The following is a 23,761-nucleotide window of genomic DNA, read 5'->3' as shown; positions in this document are numbered from 1 at the left end:
ACGACCGATTTCGCCGGACCTGCGGGCTTCGTGCTCGGGGGTGTGTCGCCCCGCGCTGGCTAGGCTACGGGAGTGGATCTTCCGGGCGGGGCGGGGCGAAGCGGTGGTCGGGTCGGCGACGGTGGCCGGTTCGCGCCGGGCGACGTCGTGGTCCGGCGCGAGATCCTGCGCGGCGAGGTGTGGTTCGGCTGCCCGACGATCTGCGTCGAGGACTCGCCCGACCTGCTCGTGCTCTACCTGCCTCCGGGCGCGGAGTTCGGCTTTCCCGAGGCCGGCGGCTTCCCGTGCGGGCGGCACCCGTGGCAGGCCGCCGGGCACCGGGCGTGGAGCGGGCACGGCAAGCTCATGCTGCACCGCCCAGGTGAGGCGCACTCCGTGGACGTCTTCTGGGCCGGCCCGCAGCGCGCCTTCGCCGGGTGGTACTTCAACCTCCAGGAGCCGTTGCGGCGTACGCCGATCGGGGTGGACACCCTCGATCACGAGCTGGACCTCTGGTGGGGCGCCGGCGACGACCGCTACGTCTGGAAGGACGTGGAGCTGTTCGCCCAGCGCCTCGACGAGGGGCGCTACCCGGGGATGGCCGACGCGATCCGGGCCGAGGGCGACCGGATCGCCGCCCTGCTCGACGCGGGGGAGCGCTGGTGGGACGAGGCCTGGTCGGCCTGGCGCCCGGACCCGGCCTGGCCGGTGCCGACCCTGCCGTCCGGCTGGGACGCCGTCCCGCCGTCCCGCTGGGACACGGTCCCACCCTCCCGCTGACCGCGTGTCCACCGGCGCCTGAGGCGTCGCGCCGCTGGCGTCCGCCGCCGACCGGCGACGCGGCCTCCGCCGTCGACCCGCACGCGCCACGGCGGCGCCGACGGGCCGGTGGCCCGCCGGCTCCGGCGCTCAGCCCAGCGTCTTCTCCCGCGACCGCCACGCCGTCCGCACCGAGGTGCGGCCGTTGGTGCGCAGCAGCGAGCCCTCGTACACCCGGGCCCCGGCGGCCACGAACGCGGCGGCCGCGACCAGCAGCAGGGCCAGGGACACCAGCGGCTCCCAGCCGGCCGCGTCCCCGGTGAACAGCCGCAACGGCATCGCCGTCGGCGCGGAGAACGGCAGGTAGGACAGCACCCGCATGGCCGTCGCGTTGTCGTTCAGGAAGATCACCGCGAAGAACGGCAGCATGACCGCGAGCTGCACCGGCGTCGACACACCCGCAATGTCCTCCTGGCGGTTCACCAGTGCGCCGGCCGCCGCCCACATGGCCGCGACCAGCACGAAGCCGAGCAGGAAGAACGGCAGGAACCAGCCGATCGCCGGGGCCAGCAGGGAGAGCAGCCCGCCGCTGTCGCCGAACTGCACACCGACCAGGGCGACCAGCGCGACCAGCGCGATCTGCCCGAGGGCCAGCACCGTGCCGGCGATCATCTTGCCCGCCAGCAACGCCCGTACCGGTACCGCGGCCACCAGGATCTCCACGATCCTCGTCTGCTTCTCCTCGACGATGCTCTGCGCGATCTGCACGCCGAAGGTCTGCGAGGTGACGAAGAAGATGAACGCGAAGGCGAACGGCACCAGGAAGGCCACCACCGGGTCCACCGCGTCGGGGTCCAGCAGCCGGACCGCGGGCTGCGTGCTCAGCGCCGCCACCACGTCGTCGGGGGCCTCGTCCATGGCGAGCACCGCCGGTCCGGAGACCACCGCCGCGTCGACGTCGCCGTCACGTACGGCCTGCTCGGCGGCGCGGTCGTCGGCGACCGTACGCACCTGGAGCCCGGCCTCGCGCAGCGGGCCGGCCGCCGCCGCGGTCACCGCCACGCTCGACGGGCCGCCGGAGAGCAGCGGCGGCAGGATGGTCGCGGCGGCGGCGATCAGCAGGAAGAACAGGGTGCTGAACAGGAAGGTGCGGTCGCGCAGCTTGACCCGGATCTCCCGGGCGGCGACCAGCCGGGTGGCCTGCATGGTGTTCACTGGGCGACCTCTCGGAAGATCTCGGTGAGGGAGGGGCTGACCGGGCGGAACGCGCGGACCGGGCCGCGCGCCAGCGCCGCGTGCAGCACCGGCTGCTCGTCCGTGCCGGGCGCGAGGTCGAACACGGCGCGCGCGCCGTCCAGGTCGACGAGGGTCACCCCCGGCTGGTCCCGCAGCCAGCCGGCGTCGGTCTCCACCACCAGCTCGTACCGGGGCACGGTGTACGTCGCGCGCAGCTCCTCCCGGCTGCCGGCGGCCCGGATCACGCCGCCCCCGATGATCACCAGGTCGTCGCAGAGCCGCTCGACGACGTCCAGCTGGTGGCTGGAGAAGAGCACCGGCGCGCCGGCGGCGGCCCGTTCCCGCAGGACCGCCACGACCGTGTCCACCGCCAACGGGTCGAGCCCGGAGAACGGCTCGTCGAGCACCAGCACCTCCGGGTCGTGCACCAGGGCGGCGGCGATCTGCGCGCGCTGCTGGTTGCCCAGCGACAGCGTCTCCAGCAGGTCGTCGCCGCGCTCGGCGAGCCCGACCCGCTCCAGCAACGCGTCCGTGTTCCGCCGCGCGGCGGCGGCGCTCATTGCGTGCAGCCGACCCAGGTAGGCCACCTGGTCCCGGACGCTCATCTTCGGGTAGAGGCCGCGTTCCTCCGGCATGTAGCCGAAGCGTCGGCGGGCCTGCCGGCTCAGCGGCGCTCCCTGCCAGGTGATCTCGCCGGCGTCCGGGGCGAGCACCCCGAGGATGATCCGCATGGTGGTGGTCTTGCCGGCGCCGTTGCCGCCCACGAAGCCGGTCATCCGGCCGGCGGCCACGTCGAAGGACACGTTCTGGAGCACCCGCCGGTCGCCGAAGCTGCGGTCGACGCCGTCGAGGCGGAGCACATTGGTCACGGCGTCCACGCTAGATCGTCGGCCGCCGCCCGCCGTCCGTCCCGAGATCGAGCAGGACGTCCCCCTCGTGGCGGAGCCAGGTCAGCGGCCGGGGCGCACCACCCCGTGCTCGTACGCGAAGACCACCGCCTGCACCCGGTCGCGCAGGCCCAGCTTGGCGAGCACCCGGCTGACGTGCGTCTTCACCGTCGCCTCGCCCAGGTGCAGCTCGGCGGCGATCTCGGCGTTGCTGGCGCCGCCGGCGACCAGGACCAGGACCTCCCGCTCGCGGGGGGTGAGATCCCGCAGCGCCGCCTCCGGAGCCGTCCTCGGGCCGCCCGGCGTGACGGGCTCGCCCGGGCGGGCGAAGGTGGCGATCACCCGCCGGGTGAGTTCCGGGGCGAGCAGGCCGTCGCCCCGGGCGAGCACCCGGATCGCCTCGATCAGGGCCTCCGGGGTGCCGTTCTTGAGCAGGAAGCCACTGGCCCCGGCACGCAGCGCGGCGAACAGGTAGTCGTCCCGGTCGAACGTGGTGAGGATCAGTACGGCCGGCCCGCCCGGCCCGTCCTCCTCGGCGGTGATCCGCCGGGTGGCCTCCAGCCCGTCGACCCCGGGCATCTCCACGTCCATCAGTACGACGTCCGGCCGCAGCGCCCGGGTCATGCTGGCGGCGCGCTCCCCGTCGGCGGCCTCCCCGACGACCTCGATGTCGTCCTCCACCTCCAGGATGACCCGGAAGCCGGTGCGGACCAGGTGCTGGTCGTCGGCGAGCAGCACCCGGACGGGACGGTCGATCCCGGGCACCTCCTGCGCGGCGCTCACGCGGGCCGCCCCACCGGCAGCGGTAGCGGGAACCGGGCCCGTACGCGCCAGCCGCCGCCGGCGCGCGGGCCGACCTCCAGCGCGCCGCCGTGGGTGGCGACCCGCTCGCGCATCCCGACCAGGCCGAGCCCGTCGGCGTTCGCCGGGCGGGTGGCCCGTCCGTCATCGGTCACGTCGACCTCCACCTCGTGTGCCAGGTAGCGGATCCGCACGTCGAGCGCGGTCGCGCCCTCGGCGTGCTTGAGCGCGTTCGTCACGGCCTCCTGGGCCACCCGGTACGCGGCCTGCGAGACCGACTCCGGCAGCGGGGCCGGGTCCCCGTACACCCCCATGGTGGCCCGCAGCCCGGCCTCGCGGGCGCGCGCGACCACGGTTGTGATCTGGTCGATCCCGGCGGGCCCCGGCTGGTTCGGGCGGTCCGGGCCGCCGTCGCGGGCGCGGAGCAGGCCGAGCATCCGCCGCAGCTCGTCGACGGCCGTGCGGGCGGTCTCCTCGATCGCGCTCAGCGCCGTGCGGGCCTTGACCGGGTCCTTGTCGAACACCCGGCGGGCGGCGGCCGCCTGCACCCCCATCACCGACACGTGGTGGGCGACCACGTCGTGCAGCTCCCGGGCGATGCGGACCCGCTCGCCCACCACCGCGTGCTCGCGGACCTCGGCCTGCGAACGGCGCAACTCCTCGGCCCGCGCCTGCACCTCGTGCTGACGCCGGGCGGCCAGCCACGCGGTCTCCCCGAAGAAGTACGCGAACCCGAAGTAGAGGCCGTTGACCAGCACCCCGTTCACCATGGCGGCGAGCACCGGGGGCACGGGCCCGACCGCGCGGGCGAACGCGTCGGCGGGGATGGTGGTGTAGGTGGTCGCGTAGTAGATCCCGAGCCACAGGAACATGGTGGCGATGACGCCGACCCGCAGCCGCCGGGACAGTCGCCGGTCCCGGCCCCACGCGCCCAGCGTGTAGAGGGCGGCGAACAGCGCCCACGAGGCGAGCTGCGTCTCCGGGGCGGAGCGGGCCTGCGCGGCGATGAACGCGACCGAGACCACCAGCGTGACGGCGGCGGGGAACCGGCGTCGCCAGATCAGCGGCAGGGTCACCGCGACGGTCCAGAAGATCTGCTCCGGGCCGGACGGCGGCGGGCCGAGCAGGAACGCGCCGGCGCTGCGGGCCAGGGTCAGGCTGAACAGCGCCAGGACGGTGGCGGCCAACCCGATGTAGACGTCCAGCCGGCGCTGCTCCGGGGTGGGCCCCGGGCGCCGCCAGCCCTCGTCGGTGTCGCTGTTCATCCAGGTCAGGATCTCATCCCGCAGGCCGCCGCCGGTCCGGCACCCGGCCGGCTACCGCACCGCGGCCACCGCCGGCGCGCTGCGGCCCCGTCGGTCGGCCGGCGTCGGCCCGCGCCACGGCCCGGCACGCGGGGGCGCGCCGGGCCGTGGCCGTGGCGGGATCAGGTGCGGTTGCGGTACGTCTTGACGGCGCTGTCGAGGATGTCCCAGAGCGTCACCAGCACCGTGCCGGCGATCACGGCGGTCGCGACCAGGTTCAGGTTGTCGCCCTCGCCGAGCCACTCGAAGCGGGCCACGAACTCGGGGTTGAGCAGCCGGTCGGTCGACATCAGCCAGACCACCGGCACCGCGAACGCCAGGTCGAGCAGCGCGTTCACCGCGACCAGCGGCCAGGTCCAGCGCCCGGCCCGGTACTTGGCGATCTCCAGGCCGATGGTGGCGACCAGCACCGCGATCAGGAACGGCAGCCAGAAGCTCCACAGCGCCGGGTCGAGGATCGGCAGGTTCTCACCGTCGGTGGGCACGAACGAGCGGAAGTGCTGCATCGGCAGGTAGATGATGATCAATGCCAGGAAGGTGACCGAGGCGGCGATGTCGGTCAGGGTGATCTGCCGGCCGGCCGTGTCCTCCGGGAGCTGGTCGACGTTCCACTCGGGCAGGTGCAGGGGGGTCCTGGTGCGTTCCAGCACCGCGAAGACCACGGTCACCCAGAAGGCGATCTGGACCGCCACCTGGATGGCGGTGGAGATGCCGGCGCCGATCCCCTCACCCGCGTCGCCGCCGTCGGCGACCTCCAGCAGGCCGACCAGCACGCCGGCCATCGCCGGGATGAAGCTGAGCAGCAGCTTCATCAGCCGCGACCAGGCCAGGTAGTAGGCCGGGCCGATCAACTGCAACCGGCGGTCGGCGTAGCGGGCGGCGAGCTTGTCCGGGTCGCCCAGCTCCGTGAGCACCTCCCGCTCGGCGGCGGCGGCGTCCTGCCCGCCGGCCGTGCGGCCCTCGACCATGTCCTCGATCGAGGCGCGCAGCTCGGTGGCGATCTCCTCGCGGCGCGCGACCGGCACCGAGCGCAGGGTCGCGGCGAGGTATCGGTCGGTCAGGGTGTTCATCGGTCGGCTCCTTCGATCAGCCCGGTCAGGGAGGTCTGCACTGTGGCGAGGTCGGTGAGGAGCCGGCCCAGCACCGACTCGCCCTCCTCGCTGGTCCGGTAGAACTTGCGTGGCCGGCTCTCCTCGGTGTTCCACTCGCTGGTCAGCAGCCCCTGCTCCTCCAGCCGCCGCAGCAGCGGGTAGAGCGTGTTGGCGTCGACCGGAAAGCCGTGGTCGGAGAGGCGTTGCAGCAACGCGTAGCCGTAGTCGGGACGGCGCAGCGCGACGAGGCTCGCCACCACCACGGTGCCCCGACGCAACTCCTGGAGGTGCGTTCGCAGGATCTCATCGCTCACCATGTGTCACACCATACTGTGTGCCACACACTATCGTCCAGCGATACATCATCGTGCCTCTCAGTATCAGTGTGTTCGGGCGAAACGGACGGCGGCGGACCCCGGAGGGATCCGCCGCCGCGTGCGTCGGTCGCTCAGCAGGACCGGCCCTCCCGGAAGCCGCGCTCGACGACGGACGCCGGTCCGACCTGGAGATAGCCGACCCCCGGCCGGATCGGGTGACCGGTGAACAGCTCCACCCGGGAGCCGACGCGCACCAGGTACGCCGACGCGTCGCCCGCGTCGTTGCGGACCATCGAGCCCCGCGGGCCGTAGATCTCCTCCAGGGCGGCGAAGGACATGCCCACCGTCGCGCCGGCGGGGGTGCGCGGCGGCGCGGCGGCGGTGCCCACCCCCACCAGCCGCCCGTCGAGGAAGGTCAGCAGGATCTTCCCCGCCCAGGCCCCGGTGACGCCGGTGTGGACCGTGCCGTCGCAGTCGGGCGCCACCCAGTCGATGAGGCCGGCCGCCGACAGGCGTGCCAGGTCGGCCCCGATCCGGAACGGCCCGGCGCCCCGGACGCTGATGACCTCGACCTCGTCCCGCCCGGCGGCGGCAGGGCCGGGTTCGACGCCGGGGCGGTCGGTCGGGTGCCCGGCGGCGACGGCCGGCCCGGGCGCGGCGGCGGCCGGGGCCGCCAGGGCGATCGGCACGAGCCCGGCCGTGGCCAGCAGGGCGGTGACGAGGGTGTACGAGAGACGGTGCACGGGGATCTCCTTCTCGGTGGTGCGGATGTCCTTGTCCTCTTGGTCTCCCCGCCGACCGGATCGGTTCGTCGGGTTCCCGACCCACGCGCTGCGGGCCGGCTTGGGCGCGCCGCCGAGGGCTGCCGCCGAACCGGCGCGCCGTCTACTGTCGAGGCGGAACGGCGGCCGGCGGTGCCGGTGTCGGGGGTGGTGCGGTGACCAGTCCGGAGCGGATCGGGCCCTACCGGATCGAGCGGCTGCTGGGCACGGGGTCGTTCGCGACGGTCTGGCTCGGCCACGACCCGGTGCTCGACTCCCGGGTGGCGATCAAGGTGCTGGCCGAGAACTGGCACCACGACCTGCGCGTACGGGAGCGCTTCCTCGACGAGGCCCGCCTGCTGCGCCGGCTCGACGACGAGCGGCTGATCCGCGTCCACGCCGCCGGCGAGCTGGCCGACGGCCGGCCGTACTCGGTCATGGCCTGGGCCGACGGCGGCAGCCTGCACGACCGGCTGGCGGCCGGCCCGATGCCCCCGACCGCCGCCCTGGCCCTGCTGGCCGAGATCGCCGCCGGGGTCGCCGTCCTGCACCGCCACGGCGTGGTGCACCGCGACCTGACCCCCGGCAACGTCCTGTTCCGCTCCGGCCCCGACGGCGAGCGGGTGCTGATCGCCGATCTCGGGCTGGCCAAGGCCCTCGCCGCCGCCTCCGGTCTCACCGCCCGGGCCGGCACCCCCGGCTACATGGCCCCCGAGCAGGACGACCCGCTCGCCGTCGTCGACACCCGCGCCGACGTGTACGGCCTGGGCCGGCTCGGCCTGCGGCTGCTCGGCCCGGTCGCCGACGCCGTTGCCGCCGATGGCGACGCTGACGTCGACGCGGCGACCGGGACGCGCCGGGGCGTTCCCGCCGGGGCGGTCGCGGTCCTGCGGCGGGCCACCGCGCACCGACCCGCCGACCGGTACCCGGACGCCGCCGCCTTCCGTGCCGCCCTGCGCCACGCGGTCACCGCGCCCGCCGGCCCACCCGCCGTTCCGCCCGCCGGCCCGGTCGGAGCACCGCCCCGGCGGGTGCGCGCACGGGTTCGGCCGGTCGCCCGGCGGCGGCTCGGCGTGCTGGCACTGGGCGTACTGGCCCTCGCCGGGGCCGCATCCACGGCCGGGGACGGCGCGACGGGCGGGCGGGACACCACGAGCTGGACGAGCGGGCCGGTGACGGTGCGGCTACCCCCCGGCTGGCGGGCCGCCGGCACCGGCTGGGCCGGCCGGTACGGCGACGACGGCCGGCTCGAACCGGCCCTGGTGGTGTCGCCCGACCCGCACCGGTGGGCGGCCGACCCGACCGTGCCGGGCGCCTTCGTCGGGCTGTCGGCCGGCCTCGCCGCCCGGACCACCCCTGCGGGATTCGTCGCCGAGCGTCCGCACGCGGCGTGCGCCGCCACGCCGGTGCGCCGCACCCGCCAGGCGGGCGTCGACTGGGTGGTGGCCCGGTTCACCTGCGAGCAGGGCCGGCCCGAGATCGTCGAGGCCGCCGGGCTCGCGCCCGGCCGCGCCGGCCTGATCTACGTCCAGGTCACGCCCCCGGCGGGCAGCCGGGCCGACTTCGTCGACACCCTGCTGGCCGGGGTGCGGGTGCGGTGAGCCCGCCGGTCACCGCACCACCACGGTGACCGTGTGCGTGGTGCCGCCCTGCGGAATCAGCACGTCCACCGTGCCGGGGCGGACGAACCGGATGTCGACCACCCCCGCCTCGTAGCTGCGGGAGACCAGGTCCTCCCGGTCCACGGTCACCTCGCCCGGCCCGATGCCGATGATCCGCAGCATCCCGCCGGTGGCGAAGCAGAGCGAGGGGAGCAGCGCCAGTTCGGTCTCGGCCAGCACCACGTCGTGACGCACCGCCCCGAAGCAGGTGCCGGGCGGCCCGCTCGGCGACCGCGTCGCGGTCGGCGTACGTCCGGCGGCGGTCGTCGGGGGCGCAGCCGGCGGGGGCCGACGGGCCGGGGGGACGACGGCCGGCGGACGACCCGGCGTGCTCGACGACGGCGGGAGGGCCGACGACGGCAGGGCCGACGGGGAGGGCGAGGTCGGGCCGGGGGAGCGGGAGGCCGTCGCCTGCACGGGCAGCGGCGAGACGGGCGCGTCCCCGCCGCCGCACCCCGCGACCGGCACGGCCACGGCCACGGCGAGCACCGCGATCCTGGCGAGCCGCGGCGCGGGAAACCGTGAGCCGCCCGAGCCGCGCGACGCGCCCCGGCGGACGTCGTCCCCGCCGGCGCTCTCCGGCGGTTCGCCCGTCGCGGTCACCACCGCCCTCCGCCGGCGGCCCGGCACGGTCACCGCCGCCCCTCGCCGGCGGGCTCCCCGGACAGCCGGTGCCGCAGCTGCCGGCGGGCCTCGTGGATCCGCGACTTGACGGTGCCCTCGGGCAGGCCGAGCAGGCCGGCGATCTCCCGGTAACTCAGCCCGAGTACGTCGCGCAGGGCCACCGCCTCGGCGAGTTCGGGGCGCAGCGCGTCGAGCGCGTCGAGCAGGTCCAGCCGGGTGCCGGCGACCACGCTCGTCCGGCGCGGGTCCACCGGTTCCGGCAGTGGCACGCCGCCGGCCTCCACCAGCCAGCGCCGCCGCAGCACGCGGTACGTGGAGCGGGCCCGGTTGGCCGTCAGCCGGTACAGCCAGGTGTGGAACGACGACCGGCCCTCGAACCGGCCGATGCCCCGGGCCAGCGCGAGCAGCGCGTCCTGGCACGCCTCCTCGGCGTCCTCGCGGTGGGGCAGCACGCGGGCGCAGAGCCGCAGCACCTCCGGGCGCACCGCGACCAGCAGCGCGTCGAGCGCCGCGGGATCGCCGCGCGCCGCCGACTCGACCAGCTCCTCGACACCGTCCGGGAGGGGCATCAGGTCGTCCAATGCTCGCCGGATACCGTCCGCCCAGGATACGGCCGCCGCCGCCGGACGGGGTGCCACGAGTCCGGGAACCGACTGCCGGAAGTCGTCGCGGGATTCCGGCGAGTGCCGGCGGCCGGCGCGCGGCGGGGCGGTCGGAGAGATCCCCGCCACCCCGGCCAGACCCTGTCCGCGCGGCGTCTGGAGCCGCGTTTCGCGACGGCGATAGGGTAGGCCGTCCGAGCTCGACCATCCCATGATCCGACCCGGGGGGCGCCACGCATGGGCGATTCGTTCGCGCATCTGCACGTGCACACGGAGTACTCGATGCTCGACGGGGCGGCCCGGCTGAAGGACCTCTTCGCCGAGGTCAAGCGGCAGGGCATGCCGGCGGTGGCGATGACCGACCACGGCAACATGCACGGCGCGAACGACTTCTACAAGCAGGCGATGGCCGCCGGCGTCACCCCGATCCTCGGCATCGAGGCGTACGTGGCGCCCGAGTCGCGGTTCCACAAGCAGCGGGTGCGCTGGGGCCGGCCGGAGCAGAAGAGCGACGACGTCTCCGGCAGCGGCGGCTACACGCACATGACCATCTGGGCGAAGAACAAGACCGGCCTGCACAACCTCTTCAAGCTCACCAGCCGGTCGTACACCGAGGGGTTCTTCGTCAAGTGGCCCCGGATGGACGCGGAGCTGCTCGCCGCGAACTCCGACGGGTTGATGGCGACCACCGGCTGCCCCTCCGGCGAGGTGCAGACCCGGCTGCGCCTGGGCCAGTACGACGAGGCGCTCAAGGCCGCGGCGCGCTACCAGGAGATCTTCGGCAAGGAGAACTACTTCCTGGAGGTCATGGACCACGGCATCAGCATCGAGCGCCGGGTCCGGCAGGAGCTGCACGACATCTCCCGCAAGCTGGACATCCCGCCGGTGGTCACCAACGACTCGCACTACACGCACGAGTCCCAGGCCGAGGCGCACGACGTGCTGCTCTGCGTGCAGACGGCGGCGAACGTCGCCGACCCGAACCGGTTCCGGTTCGACGGCAGCGGCTACTACATCAAGTCCGCCGACGAGATGCGCGCCGTCGACAACTCCGACCTCTGGCTGGAGGGCTGCCGCAACACCCTGCTGGTGGCCGAGAAGGTCGACCCCACCGGGATGTTCGAGTTCCACAACCTGATGCCCCGCTTCCCCGTCCCGGAGGGGGAGACCGAGGAGTCCTGGTTCCGCAAGGAGACCTTCGCCGGGCTGGCCCGGCGCTACCCCGGCGGCATCCCGGAGGGGCACGTCCGGCAGGCCGAGTACGAGCTGGGCGTCATCACCCAGATGGGCTTCCCGTCGTACTTCCTCGTGGTCGCCGACTTCATCCAGTGGGCCAAGAACCAGGGCATCGCGGTGGGCCCCGGCCGTGGTTCGGCCGCCGGCTCGCTGGTGGCGTACGCGCTGGGCATCACGGACCTCGACCCGATCCAGCACGGGCTGATCTTCGAGCGCTTCCTCAACCCCGAGCGCGTCTCGATGCCGGATGTCGACATCGACTTCGACGAGCGTCGGCGCGGCGAGGTCATCAAGTACGTCACCGACAAGTGGGGCGAGGACAAGGTCGCCCAGATCGCCACCTTCGGCACCATCAAGGCGAAGGCCGCGATCAAGGACTCGGCCCGGGTGCTCGGCTACCCGTACGCGGTCGGCGACCGGATCACCAAGGCGATGCCGCCGGCCGTGATGGGCAAGGACATCCCCCTGGAGGGGATCTTCGACCCCAAGCACCCCCGCTACGCCGAGGCCGGCGAGCTCCGGGGCATGTACGAGGCCGAGTCGGACGTCAAGAAGGTCATCGACACCGCCCGGGGCATCGAGGGGCTGATCCGGCAGACCGGCGTGCACGCCGCCGGCGTCATCATGTCCGCCGAGCCGATCATCGACCACATCCCGCTGATGCGCCGGGACTCCGACGGGGTCATCATCACCCAGTTCGACTACCCGACGTGCGAGTCGCTCGGGCTGTTGAAGATGGACTTCCTCGGCCTGCGCAACCTGACGATCATCGACGACGCGGTGAAGAACATCCAGCTCAACCACGGCAAGGAGCTGGACCTGCTGGCGTTGCCGCTGGACGACAAGCCCGCGTACGAGCTGCTGGCCCGGGGCGACACCCTGGGCGTGTTCCAGCTCGACGGCGGTCCGATGCGCTCCCTGCTGCGGATGATGAAGCCCGACAACTTCGAGGACATCTCCGCCGTCCTCGCGCTGTACCGCCCCGGCCCGATGGGCGTGGACTCGCACACCAACTACGCGCTGCGCAAGAACGGCCTCCAGGAGATCACCCCGATCCACCCGGAGCTGGAGGAGCCGCTGCGGGAGATCCTCGCGCCCACCTACGGCCTGATCGTCTACCAGGAGCAGGTGCAGCGCGCCGCGCAGATCCTCGCCGGCTACACCCTCGGCCAGGCCGACCTGCTGCGCCGGGCGATGGGCAAGAAGAAGAAGGAGATCCTCGACAAGGAGTTCATCCCCTTCCGGGACGGGTGCCGGGAGCGCGGCTACTCCGACGAGGCGATCCAGAAGGTCTGGGACGTGCTGGTCCCGTTCGCCGGCTACGCCTTCAACAAGGCGCACTCGGCGGCGTACGGGCTGGTGTCGTACTGGACCGCGTACCTGAAGGCGCACTACCCGGCCGAGTACATGGCGGCGCTGCTCACGTCCGTCGGCGACGACAAGGACAAGATGGCGCTCTACCTGTCGGAGTGCCGCCGGATGCGCATCCAGGTGCTGCCGCCGGACGTGAACACCTCCGCGGGGCCGTTCACCCCGGTCGGCAAGGAGATCCGCTTCGGCCTCGGCGCGGTGCGCAACGTCGGCGCCAACGTCGTCGCCGCGATCATGCGCTGCCGGGACGAGAAGGGCGAGTACGCCGACTTCTACGACTTCCTGTCGAAGGTCGACGCCGTGGTCTGCAACAAGAAGACCATCGAATCGCTGATCAAGGCCGGGGCGTTCGACTCGCTCGGGCACTCCCGCAAGGCGCTGCTCACCGTGCACGCGGAGGCGATCGACGCGTACGCCGACGTCAAGCGCAAGGAGGCCGTCGGCCAGTACGACCTCTTCGGCGCCGGCTTCGGCGACGCGGAGACCAACAGCACCACGGTGATGCCCGTGATCGGCGACGGGGAGTGGGACAAGCGCGACAAGCTCGCCTTCGAACGCGAGATGCTCGGCCTCTACGTCTCCGACCACCCGCTCTTCGGCCTGGAGCACGTGCTCGGCGCGGCGGCGGACTGCACCATCGCCGCCCTGTCGGAGGAGGGCACCGTCCCGGACGGGGCCGTGGTCACCCTCGCCGGCATCCTCTCCGGGGTGCAGCGTCGGGTCACCAAGCAGGGCCGGGCCTGGGCGTCGGCCACCCTGGAGGACCTCGCCGGCGGCGTGGAGACCCTCTTCTTCCCCAACACCTACGAGGTGATCGGGCAGTACATCGCCGAGGACGCCATCGTGGTGGTCAAGGGCCGGGTGGACCGGCGCGACGACACCCCCCGGATCATGGCGATGGACATGTCCATGCCGGACGTCAGCAGCAACCCGGCGAACAAGCCGATCACCCTGACCATCCCGGTGCACCGGTGCACCCCGCCGCTGGTGGAGCGACTCAAGGAGACCCTGGTGCTGCACCCGGGCGACACCGAGGTGCACGTCAAGCTGCTCAACGGCGGCCGGACCACCACCCTGCGGCTGGGGCCGTTCCGGGTGGCGGCCACCACCGCGCTGATGGGCGACCTGAAGAGCGTTCTCGGCCCCGCCAACGTGAGCTGACCGGGGCATGACCGTGCCCGCCGGGGAGGCCGCCGCGAGCCCGCTGCGGGTCCGCGACCTGGTGCCGGACTTCCTGGCGTACGCGCGCCGCGCCGCGCACGTCCCCCGGCAGCGGTGGGCGGAGCTGTGGCGGACGCACTACCTGGCACCCCACCGCGACCTGTACGCGGCCCTGGACCGCCGGGGCGACTGGTCCGGGGTGAGCGGTCTCGAAGGTGTCCTGGAACGGCTGCACGGGCGGGAGGCGGTGTTCGCCGCGCGCGCGGAGCGGCTGGCCGCACTGCTGCCCGCCACCGTCGCCGGGGTGGGCCGGGCGATGGGCTGGCCGGGCGACGGGGACCCGCTCGACTGCGTCCTGCTGGTCGGGCTGGAACAGGCCAACGGCTGGGCCGACGAGTTCCGGGGCCGGCTCGCCCTGTTCCTCGCCGTCGAGCGGCTCGGCGAGCCGGAGCACGACGGGCTGCTGGTCCAGCACGAGGTGGCACACGTGGTGCACGACCGGCTGGCCCGCATCCGGGACTGGCCGGACCACGGGGTCGCCAACGCGCTGCTCACCGAAGGGCTGGCCGCCCGGGTGACGGCCGAGCTGGACCCGCGACGACCGGACGACGAGTACCTCTGGATGGGCGCCACGCACCGGCAGTGGCTCGCCGACTGCCGGCGCCGCTGGCCGGAGATCCTGGACCGGATCGCCGCCGACGTGGACGCCACCGACCTCGACCGGTACGCCGCCTGGTTCCTCACGCGCGACAGCGCCCACCGGGGCGACCTGCCGCGCCGCTGCGGCTACCTGGTCGGCCTGGAGGTGGTCCGACTCCTCGGCGAGCGCCATCCGCTGCACGAGATCGCCTCCTGGGACCTCGACCGGGGACTCGACGAGGTGCGCCGAGGTCTGCACGCCCTGCGGGCGGCGGCCTGAGCGCACCAGCCGGGGGCCGCGAGCGCGGGATTGGCCATCGGAGGTACGCGGCGCGGGCGGCTAGCGTCGGCGGGGTGGAGATCACACAGGCGCAGAAGTTGTGGCAGCCGCAGCCGGGTTGGCTGAACACCGCCAGCTACGGGCTCCCGCCCGAGCCGGCGTGGGACGCGGTGCAGGAGGCGTTGGCCGACTGGCGGGCCGGGCGCACGTCGTGGGAGGGCTGGGGCCGGGCCACCGAGCGGTCGCGGGCCGCCTTCGCCGGTCTGGTCGGGGTGCCGGTCGCCGACGTCGCGGTCGGCAGCACGGTCTCGCAGTTGCTGGCCCCGGTCGCCGCCGCCCTGCCCGCCGGCGCGACCGTCGTGGTGCCGGAGGTGGAGTTCACCTCCAACCTCTTCCCGTGGCTGGTGCAGGCCGAGCGGGGCGTGCGGGTGCGCACCGTGCCGCTGGCCGGGCTCGTCGACGCGATCGACGCCGACACCGACCTGGTCGCGTTCAGTCTGGTGCAGTCGGCCGACGGCGCGGTCGCCCCGTACGCCGAGGTGGTCGCGGCGGCCCGGGCGCACGGCGCGTTCGTCGCGGTCGACGCCACCCAGGCGTGCGGCTGGCTGCCCTTCGACGGGAGCCTCGCCGACGTGGTGGCGGTCGGGGCGTACAAGTGGCTGATGGCCCCGCGCGGCTCCGCGTTCGCCTACCTGGCGCCCGCGCTGCGGGAGCGGCTGCGCCCCGACGCCGCCGGCTGGTACGCGGGGGACGACCCGCACGCCTCCTACTACGGCCTGCCGCTGCGTCTGGCCGCTGACGCCCGCCGCTTCGACATCTCGCCGGCCTGGTTCAGCTGGGTCGGCACGGCCCCCGCACTGGAACTGGTCGCCGAGATCGGCGTGCCGGCCGTGCGCGCGCACGACGTCGCCCTGGCCAACCGGTTCCTCGCCGGGCTGGGCCGGCCGCCGGGGGAGAGCGCGATCGTCGCGGTGGAGGTGCCCGACGCGGCGGAGCGCCTGGAGCGGGCCGGCGTCCGGGCGGCGGTCCGGGCCGGCCGGGTGCGGGCGTCCTTCCACGTCTACTCCACTGAGGACGACGTCGACCTCGCCCTGGACGCGCTCACCGGCTGACGCCGGGGCGCGCCCGGGGGCGGGGTCGGCCGGCCGTCACTTGGCGCCGGTGATGATCCCGGGGTTGATGCAGAGGCCGGGGTTGCTGCCGTTGCGTTCGGCGATCTCCAGGCACCGGGACACCTTGTCGACCTTCGCGTTGGTCTCGGTGATCTGCTTCTGGATGGCGGCGTTCTTCCGGTCCTGCTCCAGGTTGCGGGTCTGGGCGAGCTTGTCCTGGAAGGCCTTGATGTTGCCCTCGGTCTTGTCGTCGTGGTTGACCCGGGTGATCGTGACCGACAGGATGTCGACGTCGCTGGCGAGCCGCGACTCCGCGCTGGTCTTGATGCTCTCGGCGAAGGGCTTCAGGTCCACGTTCAGGCTGCCGGTGTTCGAGTCGATCTTCTCCAGCGGGTTGTACGTGGCGAAGGCGTCGTTGACGGCGCTGTCGAGCTGCACGCCCACCCGCTGGCCCCGGAAGCTGTCGAAGTCGCCCTTGTAGTCCATGAACTGCTTCGGCGCGTTCTCCGGCTTGACCTGCCACTCGACGAGCACCTCGACGCAGGCGTCGGCGAGCGTGCCGGTGCGGACCCGGACGCAGTGGTCGCCGCCGATGTGGTCGTACTTCTGCCGGCCGGCGTCCCACTCGCCGACCTTCTGCCAGGGGGCGACCCACTTCAGGCCGGAGCCGGTGACCTTGCCCGTCGGCTTGCCGAAGCTGGTGACGATGCCGACCGAGCGGATCGGCACGGAGTGGGCGCTGGAGCCGACGGTGAACACGACCGCGCCGACGAGGCAGGCGACCGCGGCCAGGGTGGCGGTCCCCTTCGTCGACGTCTTCGAGGCGGCGAGCGCCAGCAGGCCGGAGATCGCCAGGCCGACGGCGAAGATGATCGCAACAGTGAAGCCGAAGGGCATTTCGCTCGGCACCTTTCGCGGGAGGGGGCCATCACCCTAGGAGCACCGGTCAAGGCGAGACGCACGTGGGGCGCGGCCGTGGCGCGCGCACATGACGTGGTACGCCGTGGCTCGACAGTCATCGCCGTCGATGCCGGCGGGCGCGGGTGGCCGGGCGGCGGGGTGGAGTTCCCGCACGGTCGGGCGTCCCGGAATGTGGCTGCCATCGACATAGTTCGACATCACGACCCCGCCGTAGGTTTCCAGCACACGACGGCCATGTGACCCTGGTCACCGATCCGGTCGTCGCCGGACCTACGAAGGAGTAGGCGATGGCCGGGCAAGCGCTCCTGTCGGCCCGTGGGCTGACCCGTGACTTCCGGGGCTTCCGGGCGGTCGACGGGGTCGACCTCGACATCGCGGCGGACAGCGTCCACGCGCTCGTCGGTCCGAACGGCGCCGGGAAGACCACCCTGTTCAACCTGCTCACCGGCTTCCTGCGGCCCACCGGCGGGCGCATCGAGCTGGCCGGCCGCGACGTGACCGGGCTGCCCCCGGAACGGGTCGCCCGGCTCGGCGTGGCCCGGTCGTTCCAGATCACCAGCCTCTTCCCGCAGCTCTGCGCGCGGGAGCACGTCGAGTTGGCGTTGCAGAGCCCGAGCGGGCTGGGCTGGCGGTTCTGGCGCTCGGCGAAGCTGATGCGCCGCTACACCGACCGGGCCGGCGAACTGCTCGACATGGTCGGGCTGGCCGAGCTGTCCGAGGCCCCCGCCGAGGCGCTGGCGTACGGGCGCAAGCGGGCGCTGGAGCTGGCCATCGCCCTCGCCCTGGACCCGAAGGTGCTGCTGCTCGACGAGCCGACCGCCGGGATGGGCCTGGAGGACGTCGACCGCACCGTCGAGCTGGTCGCGCGCGTCCGGCGGGGCCGGACGGTGGTGCTGGTCGAGCACAACATGAGCGTCGTCGGGCGGCTCGCCGACACCGTCACCGTCCTGCAGGCCGGCAGGGTCCTCGTCGAGGGCCCGTACGAGCAGGTGCGCGCCGACGAGCGCGTGATCACCGCCTACCTGGGAGCCGCCGATGCTGCGCATTGAGAACCTGTCCGCCTGGTACGGCGAGGCGCAGGTGCTGCGGGAGGTCAGCCTGGACGTCGCCGCCGGCGAGGTGGTCACCCTCGTCGGGCGCAACGGCGCCGGCAAGTCCACCCTGCTGCGCTGCGTGATGGGGCTGCACGCCGGCCAGCGCGGCAGGATCGAGCTGGACGGGCGGGACGTCGGGAAGCTGGCCGCGTACCGGCGGGCGCGGCTGGGGCTCGGCTGGGTCCCCGACGACCGGGGCAGCTACGCCACGCTGAGCGTCACGGAGAACCTCACCCTGCCGCCGACCGTCGGGCCCGACCCGTGGTCGCTGGAGCGCGTGTACGAGGCGTTCCCCGCCCTGCACCAGCGGCGGGACTCGGCCGCCACCATGCTCTCCGGCGGCGAGCAGCAGATGCTCGCGCTGGCCCGGGTGCTGCGGATGGGCGCCCGGCTGCTGCTCTGCGACGAACCGACCGAAGGGCTCTCGCCGCTGCTCGTGCAGCAGGTCGGCGACCTCCTGCGCGAGGCCAAGCAGCACGGGGTGACCGTGCTGCTGGTCGAACAGAACCTGCACTTCGCCACCGGCGTCGCCGACCGGCACTACCTGCTGGCCGAGGGACGCGTCGTGGAGGCGATGGACAACTCAGAGGTGCGCTCGCGGGAGCGGGAGCTGCTGTCGTACCTCGGCATCTGAATTCCGATTCGACAACCCGCGCGGCGCGCGGGGTGGAGGGATGGGCATGCGTAGGACGGTGGGTGTGGCCGCCGCTTCGGCGGCGGCGATGGTGCTGGTCGCGGGCTGCGGCGGCGGTGGTCCGCAGTCGGGCGGGGACCAGAAGCTGACCGGCGGCAAGATCGTGCTGGGCGTGCTGAACGACCAGTCCGGTGCGTACTCCGAGCTGTCCGGCAGGAACTCGGTCAAGGCCGTCGAGATGGCCATCGCCGACTTCAAGGCGAAGCACGGCGACAAGGCGGTGACGAAGGACATCACCGTGGAGACCGCCGACCACCAGAACAAGCCCGACATCGCCAACACCAAGGCCCAGGAGATGTACGACCGCCAGGGCGTCGACCTGATCCTCGACGTGCCCACCTCGTCGGCGGCGCTGCGGGTGGCCGACGTGGCGAAGGAGAAGAAGAAGCTCTACTTCAACATCGGCGCCGCGACCACCGATCTGACCGGGAAGAGCTGCAACAGGTACACGTTCCACTACGCGTACGACACGTACATGCTGGCCAACGGAACGGGCAAGGTCACCACCGAGCAGGTCGGCAAGAACTGGTACATCCTCTACCCGAACTACGCCTTCGGCCAGGACATGGAGAAGAGCTTCTCCACCGCCATCACCGCCGCCGGCGGGCAGGTCGTCGGCAAGGACGGGGCGCCGTTCCCGAACACCACCGGCGACTTCTCCACCTTCCTGCTCAAGGCGCCGACGCTCAACCCGAAGCCGCAGGTGCTCGGCACCATGCAGGCCGGCGCCGAGCTGGTCAACGTGGTCAAGCAGTACAACGAGTTCAAGCTGCGGGAGAAGGGCGTCGGGCTGGCAGTCGGCCTGATGTTCATCACCGACATCCACTCGTTGACCCCGGCCGCGCTCGCCGGCACCACGTACACCGACGCCTGGTACTGGAACTTCGACGCGAAGAACCGGGAGTTCGCCGACCGGTTCCAGTCCGAGACCGGCACCCGACCCTCCTTCGCGCACGCGGCCAACTACTCCGCCGCCACCCAGTACCTGGAGGCCGCGCAGGCCGTCGGCACCGACGACGCCGACACCATCGTCGACGCGCTGGAGGGCAAGACCGTCGAGGACGTCTTCCTACGCAACGGCAGGATCCGCGCCGAGGACCACCGGGTCGTGCACGACGCGTACCTGGCCCAGGTGAAGCCGCAGTCCGAGGTCACCGAGCCGTGGGACTACGTCAAGGTGCTCAAGACCATCCCGGCGGCCGAGGCGTTCGCCGCCCCGTCCTCGGAATGCAAGCTGTGACGGGCTTCCTGCAGAACACGTTCAACGGGCTGGTGAGCGGGGCGTTCTACGCCCTGCTCGCCCTCGGGCTCGCGGTCATCTTCGGCATGCTGCGGGTGGTCAACTTCGCCCACGGCGCGTTCTACATGCTGGGCGCCTTCGGCGCGTACGTGCTGCTCACCGAGGCGGGCGTGCCGTTCTGGGCGGCGTTGGTGATCATGCCGGTGGGGCTGGCCCTGGCGGGCATGGCACTGGAGCGGGCCTTCATCCACCGGCTCACCCGGCTCGACCCGCTCTACAACTTCCTGCTCACCTTCGGCCTGACGCTCATCCTCCAGGACCTGGTGAAGCTCCGCTACGGCGTGCAGTCCAGCCCGTACGAGACCCCGTCCGCGCTCAGCGGATCGGTCGACTTCGGGCTCTTCGACTTCCCCACCTACCGGGTCTTCATCCTCGGCTTCGCGGTCGCCGTCTGCGTCGGCGTCTGGTGGGTGCTCACCCGCACCCGGATCGGCATGGTGGTCCGGGCGTCGACCGAGCGGCCCGAGCTGACCCGGGCGTTCGGCATCGACGTCGGGCGCTGGGTCAACCCGGTCTTCGGCTTCGGCATCGGCCTCGCCGGGCTCGCCGGGGTGCTCGCCGCGCCGATGCGGGCCGTGAACCCGCTGATGGGCGCCGACCTGATCATCGTGGTCTTCGCGGTGGTGGTGATCGGCGGGTTGGGCTCGATCTTCGGCTCCGTCGCCGCCGGCTTCGGCATCGGCCTCGTGCAGGCGTGGGGCGAGGCGTACCTGTCGGACTTCCCGATCGTGTCGCAGACGATCGTCTTCATCGTGATGGCCGTCGTGCTGCTCTGGCGCCCGGCCGGGCTGTTCGGCCGTGAGGAGGCACCGGCATGACGAGCACCGTCGACACCGAGACCGACGCCGGTCGCCCGGCGCCGAGGTCCGGGCTGGTCGCCGTGACCCGGGCCCCCGGCTGGGTCCGGTACGCGCTGCTCGCCGTCGGCCTGCTGGTGGCGTTCTGGCTGCCCAACGGGCTCTACCCGGCGGTGGCGGTGGACATCCTCTGCTGGGCGCTGTTCGCCGTCGCCGTGGACCTGCTGCTCGGCTTCACCGGGCTGATGTCCTTCGGGCACGCCGCGTTCTGGGGCGCCTCCGCGTACGTCACCGGGTTGACGGCCATCCACCTCGGCCTGCCGTTCCCGGCGGCGGTGCTGGCCGGGGCGCTCGCGGCGGCCGTGCTCGCGGTGCCGATCGGCTACCTGGCGGTGAAGCGGACGGGCATCTACTTCGCCATGGTCACCCTGGCGTTCGCGCAGATGGTCTACTACGTCGCCAACGAGTGGCGCTCGGTCACCCGCGGCGAGAACGGCCTGCAGGGGGTGCCCCGCGAGCTGTTCGGGCTGGACCTGACCGACGACTACTACTTCTACTACGCGATCCTGCCGATCGTGCTGCTCGGGCTGGCCGCCGCCTGGCGGATCGTGCACTCGCCCTTCGGACGGGTGCTCGTCGGCATCCGCGACAACCCGGCCCGCGCCCGCGCGCTCGGCTACCCGGTGCACCGCTACAAGCTGACCGCGTTCGTGCTGTCGGGCTTCATCGCCGGGCTCGGCGGCGGGTTGTTCGCCGTCGGCCACCGCTTCGTCTCCCTCGACGTGCTGCACTGGACCACCTCCGGCAAGGCGGTCATCGTGGTGGTGCTCGGCGGCATCGGCACGCTCTGGGGCGGGGTGCTCGGCGCGGGCATCCTGGTCCGCCTGGAGGACTGGCTGTCGTTCTCCGGGTTCGAGGCGATCGGCCTGGTCACCGGCGGGATCTTCGTCCTCGTCGTGCTGGTGTTCCGGCGCGGCATCTGGGGCAGCGCCGCGGCCCTGGCGACGCGCTGGGCGGCGTCCCGCCGGCGGTAGTCGCCCCCGGGCGCATCCATGCGCGCCTCTCCCGACGAACCCCCGGGTAGTGAACGTCTACCCCGGGGGTACGTCTGGTGCTGACAGATCCCATGCCGGTCGGGGCCGTCGAGACCGCGCGCAAGCAGTTCTCGCTGGCCGCCGAGGACCTCGACGCCAACCGGGTCGCCGCGCTCGTCGTCGAGGTGGCCGACGAGTGGGGCGCGGCGGCGCTGTGGGAACAGGTCTGCGTGCCGATGCTGGCCGCGCTGTCCGGGCACACCGCCATCGAGGTCGCGGTCGAGCACGCCCTCGCCGAGGGCCTCCGCGTCGGGCTGGACGTGTTCCGGCGCGTACCGGGCCGTCCGCTGCCCACCGGCGGCGTGCTGCTGGCCGGCGCCGAACAGGAGACGCACTGCCTCGGCCTGCACGCGCTGGCCGCCGCGCTGCGCGAGCGGTCCCGGGGCAGCCTGCTGCTGGGGCCGGCGCTGCCCTGGACGGCGTTGGCCAGTGCCGCCCGTCGCGTCCGTCCGCGCATCGTCGTGGTCTGGGCGCAGACGCCGGTCACCGGGCGCGCGTACCGCCTGGTGCGCTTCGCCCGCGACTTCCCGGCGATCCGGGCGTACGGCGCCGGCCCGGGCTGGATCGAGCCGCTCGGCGCGCCGGCGACCCGGCTGGCCACGCTGCCCGCCGCCGTCGCCGCCTGCTCCGCGCCGCTCCTGCCCTGACCGTTCCGCGCCGTCCCTGCCCCGGTGCTACTCGGCGGGTACGGCCGGACGGCCGCCGAGCAGGCGGCGGAGCCGATCGGGGGCCTGGACTCCGGAGACGGGAGGCCGACCGTCGATCACCAGCGAGGGGACGCCGGTGACCCCGCGCTCCACGGCACGGCGCTCGTCGGCCCGCACGCGGTCCGCGTAGGCGTCACCGGCCAGCAGGGTGCGGACGTCGGCGACGTCCAGCCCGGCGTCGACGCCCAACCGTCGCAGGGTGTCCGGGGCGGCGATGTCGAGTCCCTCGGTGTGGTAGGCGCGCAGCAGCCGTTCCATCGTCTCGTCGGCGAGGCCGCGGTCGGCGGCCAGGTGAACCAGTCGGTGGGCGTCGAACGTGTTCACCGGTCGCGCGAGGTGCAGGTTGAGTTCCAGGCCCTCGGCCGCGCCGAGGGTGCGGATGCGGGCGATCCTGGCGGGCGCCGCGTCCGCCCACCAGTCCGCCATGGCCTCGGCCGCCGTCCGGCCTGGGGTCCTGCCCTCGTGCGGGGCGAGCTCGTAGCTGCGCCAGACGACCTGTATCCGGTGACGGTCCGGGACGCCGGTCAGGGCGGCGGCGAGGCGTCTCTTGCCGATGTAGCACCAGGGGCACAGCACGTCCGCGTACATCTCGATCTTCATGAGTTCCTCCGCGTGCGGCACGACCTGCGGTCGCTGCCGGCTCGGGCGAGTCGGATCCGGTTCCCGCGGCGCCGCGACCGGTCGGTGGGCCGTCGACGCGGGGAGGTCAGGCGTCGGTCTTCTGCGGGCCGGGCCCGATCTCGCGGACGACCGTGTAGGTGGGGATGCCGCTCATCCGGGGTTCAGCCTTGCCGGACAGGCCGTCCAGCGCCTCGGCGATGGCTGCCGCCCGGCCCTCGGCGTCGGAGGTCGCCACGAAGTTGTCGTAGTCCGCCCTGCTCGCCCAGCGCACGATGTTGTAGACGCGGGTTCCGTCAGTGCTGACGTGGAACCGGGCCGACCGGTAGCCGGGATAGAAGCGGACCCACCGCTCCTGGACGTCCGCGAAGGCGGCCACCAGTTCCCGCTGGGTGTCGGGTCCGTCGACGGTGTAGTCGATGATCGAGTAGAAGCTGCTGTCAGGGCTCATGCGTGCTCCCGTGTCGGACTTTTCAGAGGCCGTGGACCGCGACTGACATCCTCGAACCTCATCCGAACTTGAAGTCAAGCCCTTCGCGGAAAGACGGTGGATGTGCCGCCGGCCGGCACCGAGTCAACGGTGCCGGCCGGCGATCCCCCTTGTGGTGGAAGGTCTGTGTGCGCTGTTGTCGGTCGGCTGGTGTCGCTGTCAGTTGTTCCAGTGCTCGGTGACGAGGTCGGCGGCCTGCTGCTCCCACTGGGCGTAGTGGTCGGG

23 protein-coding genes are annotated in these 23,761 nt (G+C 73.1%); 11 read left to right on the top strand and 12 right to left on the bottom strand.

From position 1 onward, the window contains the following. Positions 1–72: 72 nt before the first annotated feature. On the top strand, positions 73–759 hold the full coding sequence (locus ACFHW0_RS11770) for a DUF402 domain-containing protein (protein ID WP_416607335.1): 687 nt from the start codon (positions 73–75) through the stop codon (positions 757–759). Positions 760–888: 129 nt separating this feature from the next. Here ACFHW0_RS11770 and ACFHW0_RS11765 read toward each other — a convergent pair whose 3' ends face one another. From ACFHW0_RS11765 to ACFHW0_RS11735, 7 genes are all read right to left on the bottom strand, one after another. Beyond that, positions 889–1,953 carry an ABC transporter permease gene (locus tag ACFHW0_RS11765; protein WP_416607334.1) on the bottom strand — a complete coding sequence of 355 codons (1,065 nt, stop codon included), beginning with the start codon at positions 1,951–1,953 and terminating at the stop codon, positions 889–891. After that, a complete protein-coding gene (locus tag ACFHW0_RS11760) occupies positions 1,950–2,843 on the bottom strand; it encodes an ABC transporter ATP-binding protein (RefSeq protein WP_416607333.1) in 894 nt (297 codons plus the stop codon). Before ACFHW0_RS11760 ends, ACFHW0_RS11765 begins: the two co-directional genes overlap by 4 nt. Positions 2,844–2,924: 81 nt before the next feature. Beyond that, positions 2,925–3,617 carry a response regulator gene (locus tag ACFHW0_RS11755; RefSeq protein WP_416607516.1) on the bottom strand — a complete coding sequence of 231 codons (693 nt, stop codon included), beginning with the start codon at positions 3,615–3,617 and terminating at the stop codon, positions 2,925–2,927. A 23-nt stretch (positions 3,618–3,640) separates the two neighbouring features. Next, positions 3,641–4,927 carry a sensor histidine kinase gene (locus ACFHW0_RS11750; protein WP_416607332.1) on the bottom strand — a complete coding sequence of 429 codons (1,287 nt, stop codon included), beginning with the start codon at positions 4,925–4,927 and terminating at the stop codon, positions 3,641–3,643. Positions 4,928–5,088: 161 nt separating this feature from the next. Then, on the bottom strand, positions 5,089–6,036 hold the full coding sequence (locus ACFHW0_RS11745; protein ID WP_416607331.1) for a permease prefix domain 1-containing protein: 948 nt from the start codon (positions 6,034–6,036) through the stop codon (positions 5,089–5,091). Beyond that, the gene (locus ACFHW0_RS11740) at positions 6,033–6,374 is read right to left on the bottom strand and encodes a PadR family transcriptional regulator (protein ID WP_089001033.1); all 342 of its coding nucleotides are present in this window, start codon (positions 6,372–6,374) and stop codon (positions 6,033–6,035) included. Before ACFHW0_RS11740 ends, ACFHW0_RS11745 begins: the two co-directional genes overlap by 4 nt. A gap of 131 nt (positions 6,375–6,505) precedes the next feature. Then, positions 6,506–7,117 (bottom strand): hypothetical protein, encoded by a 612-nt coding sequence (locus ACFHW0_RS11735; RefSeq protein WP_416607330.1) that lies wholly within the window; start codon positions 7,115–7,117, stop codon positions 6,506–6,508. Between the two features lie 194 nt (positions 7,118–7,311). Here ACFHW0_RS11735 and ACFHW0_RS11730 point away from each other — a divergent pair, with 194 nt between their 5' ends. Then, the gene (locus ACFHW0_RS11730) at positions 7,312–8,736 is read left to right on the top strand and encodes a serine/threonine-protein kinase (RefSeq protein WP_416607329.1); all 1,425 of its coding nucleotides are present in this window, start codon (positions 7,312–7,314) and stop codon (positions 8,734–8,736) included. A gap of 9 nt (positions 8,737–8,745) precedes the next feature. On the opposite strand, the gene ACFHW0_RS11725 is transcribed toward ACFHW0_RS11730, so the two are convergent. Both ACFHW0_RS11725 and ACFHW0_RS11720 read right to left on the bottom strand, forming a co-directional pair. Further along, complete coding sequence (locus tag ACFHW0_RS11725) at positions 8,746–9,399, bottom strand: hypothetical protein (RefSeq protein ID WP_416607328.1); 654 nt, start codon at positions 9,397–9,399, stop codon at positions 8,746–8,748. Between the two features lie 29 nt (positions 9,400–9,428). After that, on the bottom strand, positions 9,429–9,989 hold the full coding sequence (locus ACFHW0_RS11720) for an RNA polymerase sigma factor (protein WP_416607327.1): 561 nt from the start codon (positions 9,987–9,989) through the stop codon (positions 9,429–9,431). Between the two features lie 270 nt (positions 9,990–10,259). Here ACFHW0_RS11720 and dnaE point away from each other — a divergent pair, with 270 nt between their 5' ends. The 3 genes from dnaE (at position 10,260) to ACFHW0_RS11705 (ending at position 15,821) form a co-directional block, all read left to right on the top strand. Next, a complete protein-coding gene (gene dnaE, locus ACFHW0_RS11715; RefSeq protein ID WP_416607326.1) occupies positions 10,260–13,790 on the top strand; it encodes a DNA polymerase III subunit alpha in 3,531 nt (1,176 codons plus the stop codon). A 7-nt stretch (positions 13,791–13,797) separates the two neighbouring features. Further along, complete coding sequence (locus ACFHW0_RS11710; protein ID WP_416607325.1) at positions 13,798–14,709, top strand: hypothetical protein; 912 nt, start codon at positions 13,798–13,800, stop codon at positions 14,707–14,709. Between the two features lie 74 nt (positions 14,710–14,783). Continuing rightward, positions 14,784–15,821, top strand: coding sequence for an aminotransferase class V-fold PLP-dependent enzyme (locus ACFHW0_RS11705; protein ID WP_416607324.1), 1,038 nt, complete (start codon positions 14,784–14,786; stop codon positions 15,819–15,821). Positions 15,822–15,857: 36 nt separating this feature from the next. On the opposite strand, the gene ACFHW0_RS11700 is transcribed toward ACFHW0_RS11705, so the two are convergent. Further along, positions 15,858–16,718 carry an SPFH domain-containing protein gene (locus tag ACFHW0_RS11700; protein WP_416607323.1) on the bottom strand — a complete coding sequence of 287 codons (861 nt, stop codon included), beginning with the start codon at positions 16,716–16,718 and terminating at the stop codon, positions 15,858–15,860. A 311-nt stretch (positions 16,719–17,029) separates the two neighbouring features. Between ACFHW0_RS11700 and ACFHW0_RS11695 the strand changes: the two genes are divergently transcribed. The 6 genes from ACFHW0_RS11695 (at position 17,030) to ACFHW0_RS11670 (ending at position 22,368) form a co-directional block, all read left to right on the top strand. After that, complete coding sequence (locus tag ACFHW0_RS11695) at positions 17,030–17,791, top strand: ABC transporter ATP-binding protein (protein WP_416607322.1); 762 nt, start codon at positions 17,030–17,032, stop codon at positions 17,789–17,791. Then, positions 17,778–18,470 carry an ABC transporter ATP-binding protein gene (locus ACFHW0_RS11690; RefSeq protein WP_416607321.1) on the top strand — a complete coding sequence of 231 codons (693 nt, stop codon included), beginning with the start codon at positions 17,778–17,780 and terminating at the stop codon, positions 18,468–18,470. The genes ACFHW0_RS11695 and ACFHW0_RS11690 overlap by 14 nt, the downstream gene beginning before the upstream one ends. 40 nt (positions 18,471–18,510) lie before the next feature. Then, on the top strand, positions 18,511–19,770 hold the full coding sequence (locus ACFHW0_RS11685) for an ABC transporter substrate-binding protein (protein WP_416607320.1): 1,260 nt from the start codon (positions 18,511–18,513) through the stop codon (positions 19,768–19,770). Continuing rightward, positions 19,767–20,648 carry a branched-chain amino acid ABC transporter permease gene (locus ACFHW0_RS11680; protein WP_416607515.1) on the top strand — a complete coding sequence of 294 codons (882 nt, stop codon included), beginning with the start codon at positions 19,767–19,769 and terminating at the stop codon, positions 20,646–20,648. Before ACFHW0_RS11685 ends, ACFHW0_RS11680 begins: the two co-directional genes overlap by 4 nt. After that, positions 20,645–21,661: a branched-chain amino acid ABC transporter permease gene (locus ACFHW0_RS11675; RefSeq protein WP_121395353.1), complete on the top strand. Its 1,017-nt coding sequence runs from the start codon at positions 20,645–20,647 to the stop codon at positions 21,659–21,661. The genes ACFHW0_RS11680 and ACFHW0_RS11675 overlap by 4 nt, the downstream gene beginning before the upstream one ends. 77 nt (positions 21,662–21,738) lie before the next feature. Next, positions 21,739–22,368: a transcriptional regulator gene (locus ACFHW0_RS11670; protein ID WP_416607319.1), complete on the top strand. Its 630-nt coding sequence runs from the start codon at positions 21,739–21,741 to the stop codon at positions 22,366–22,368. A 27-nt stretch (positions 22,369–22,395) separates the two neighbouring features. Here ACFHW0_RS11670 and ACFHW0_RS11665 read toward each other — a convergent pair whose 3' ends face one another. Both ACFHW0_RS11665 and ACFHW0_RS11660 read right to left on the bottom strand, forming a co-directional pair. Beyond that, the gene (locus tag ACFHW0_RS11665) at positions 22,396–23,028 is read right to left on the bottom strand and encodes a DsbA family oxidoreductase (protein ID WP_416607318.1); all 633 of its coding nucleotides are present in this window, start codon (positions 23,026–23,028) and stop codon (positions 22,396–22,398) included. Between the two features lie 106 nt (positions 23,029–23,134). Further along, positions 23,135–23,497 (bottom strand): antibiotic biosynthesis monooxygenase, encoded by a 363-nt coding sequence (locus ACFHW0_RS11660; RefSeq protein ID WP_416607317.1) that lies wholly within the window; start codon positions 23,495–23,497, stop codon positions 23,135–23,137. Positions 23,498–23,761 lie beyond the last annotated feature (264 nt).

It is taken from the genome of Micromonospora sp. LOL_025 (assembly GCF_048060285.1).
Lineage (GTDB): Bacteria > Actinomycetota > Actinomycetes > Mycobacteriales > Micromonosporaceae > Micromonospora.
Note: the sequence above shows the minus strand (reverse complement) of the source record. Positions and strands in the feature narration are given on the sequence as shown.

What these genes read in the sequence shown, in the direction of transcription:
- ACFHW0_RS11690 (WP_416607321.1), top strand. Translation starts at nt 17,778, where the DNA reads ATGCTGCGCATTGAGAACCTGTCCGCCTGGTACGGCGAGGCGCAGGTG.
- ACFHW0_RS11745 (WP_416607331.1), bottom strand. Translation starts at nt 6,036, where the DNA reads ATGAACACCCTGACCGACCGATACCTCGCCGCGACCCTGCGCTCGGTG.
- ACFHW0_RS11720 (WP_416607327.1), bottom strand. Translation starts at nt 9,989, where the DNA reads ATGCCCCTCCCGGACGGTGTCGAGGAGCTGGTCGAGTCGGCGGCGCGC.
- ACFHW0_RS11685 (WP_416607320.1), top strand. Translation starts at nt 18,511, where the DNA reads ATGGGCATGCGTAGGACGGTGGGTGTGGCCGCCGCTTCGGCGGCGGCG.
- ACFHW0_RS11750 (WP_416607332.1), bottom strand. Translation starts at nt 4,927, where the DNA reads ATGAACAGCGACACCGACGAGGGCTGGCGGCGCCCGGGGCCCACCCCG.
- ACFHW0_RS11660 (WP_416607317.1), bottom strand. Translation starts at nt 23,497, where the DNA reads ATGAGCCCTGACAGCAGCTTCTACTCGATCATCGACTACACCGTCGAC.
- ACFHW0_RS11665 (WP_416607318.1), bottom strand. Translation starts at nt 23,028, where the DNA reads ATGAAGATCGAGATGTACGCGGACGTGCTGTGCCCCTGGTGCTACATC.
- ACFHW0_RS11700 (WP_416607323.1), bottom strand. Translation starts at nt 16,718, where the DNA reads ATGCCCTTCGGCTTCACTGTTGCGATCATCTTCGCCGTCGGCCTGGCG.
- ACFHW0_RS11675 (WP_121395353.1), top strand. Translation starts at nt 20,645, where the DNA reads ATGACGAGCACCGTCGACACCGAGACCGACGCCGGTCGCCCGGCGCCG.
- ACFHW0_RS11740 (WP_089001033.1), bottom strand. Translation starts at nt 6,374, where the DNA reads ATGGTGAGCGATGAGATCCTGCGAACGCACCTCCAGGAGTTGCGTCGG.
- ACFHW0_RS11710 (WP_416607325.1), top strand. Translation starts at nt 13,798, where the DNA reads ATGACCGTGCCCGCCGGGGAGGCCGCCGCGAGCCCGCTGCGGGTCCGC.
- ACFHW0_RS11695 (WP_416607322.1), top strand. Translation starts at nt 17,030, where the DNA reads ATGGCCGGGCAAGCGCTCCTGTCGGCCCGTGGGCTGACCCGTGACTTC.
- dnaE (WP_416607326.1), top strand. Translation starts at nt 10,260, where the DNA reads ATGGGCGATTCGTTCGCGCATCTGCACGTGCACACGGAGTACTCGATG.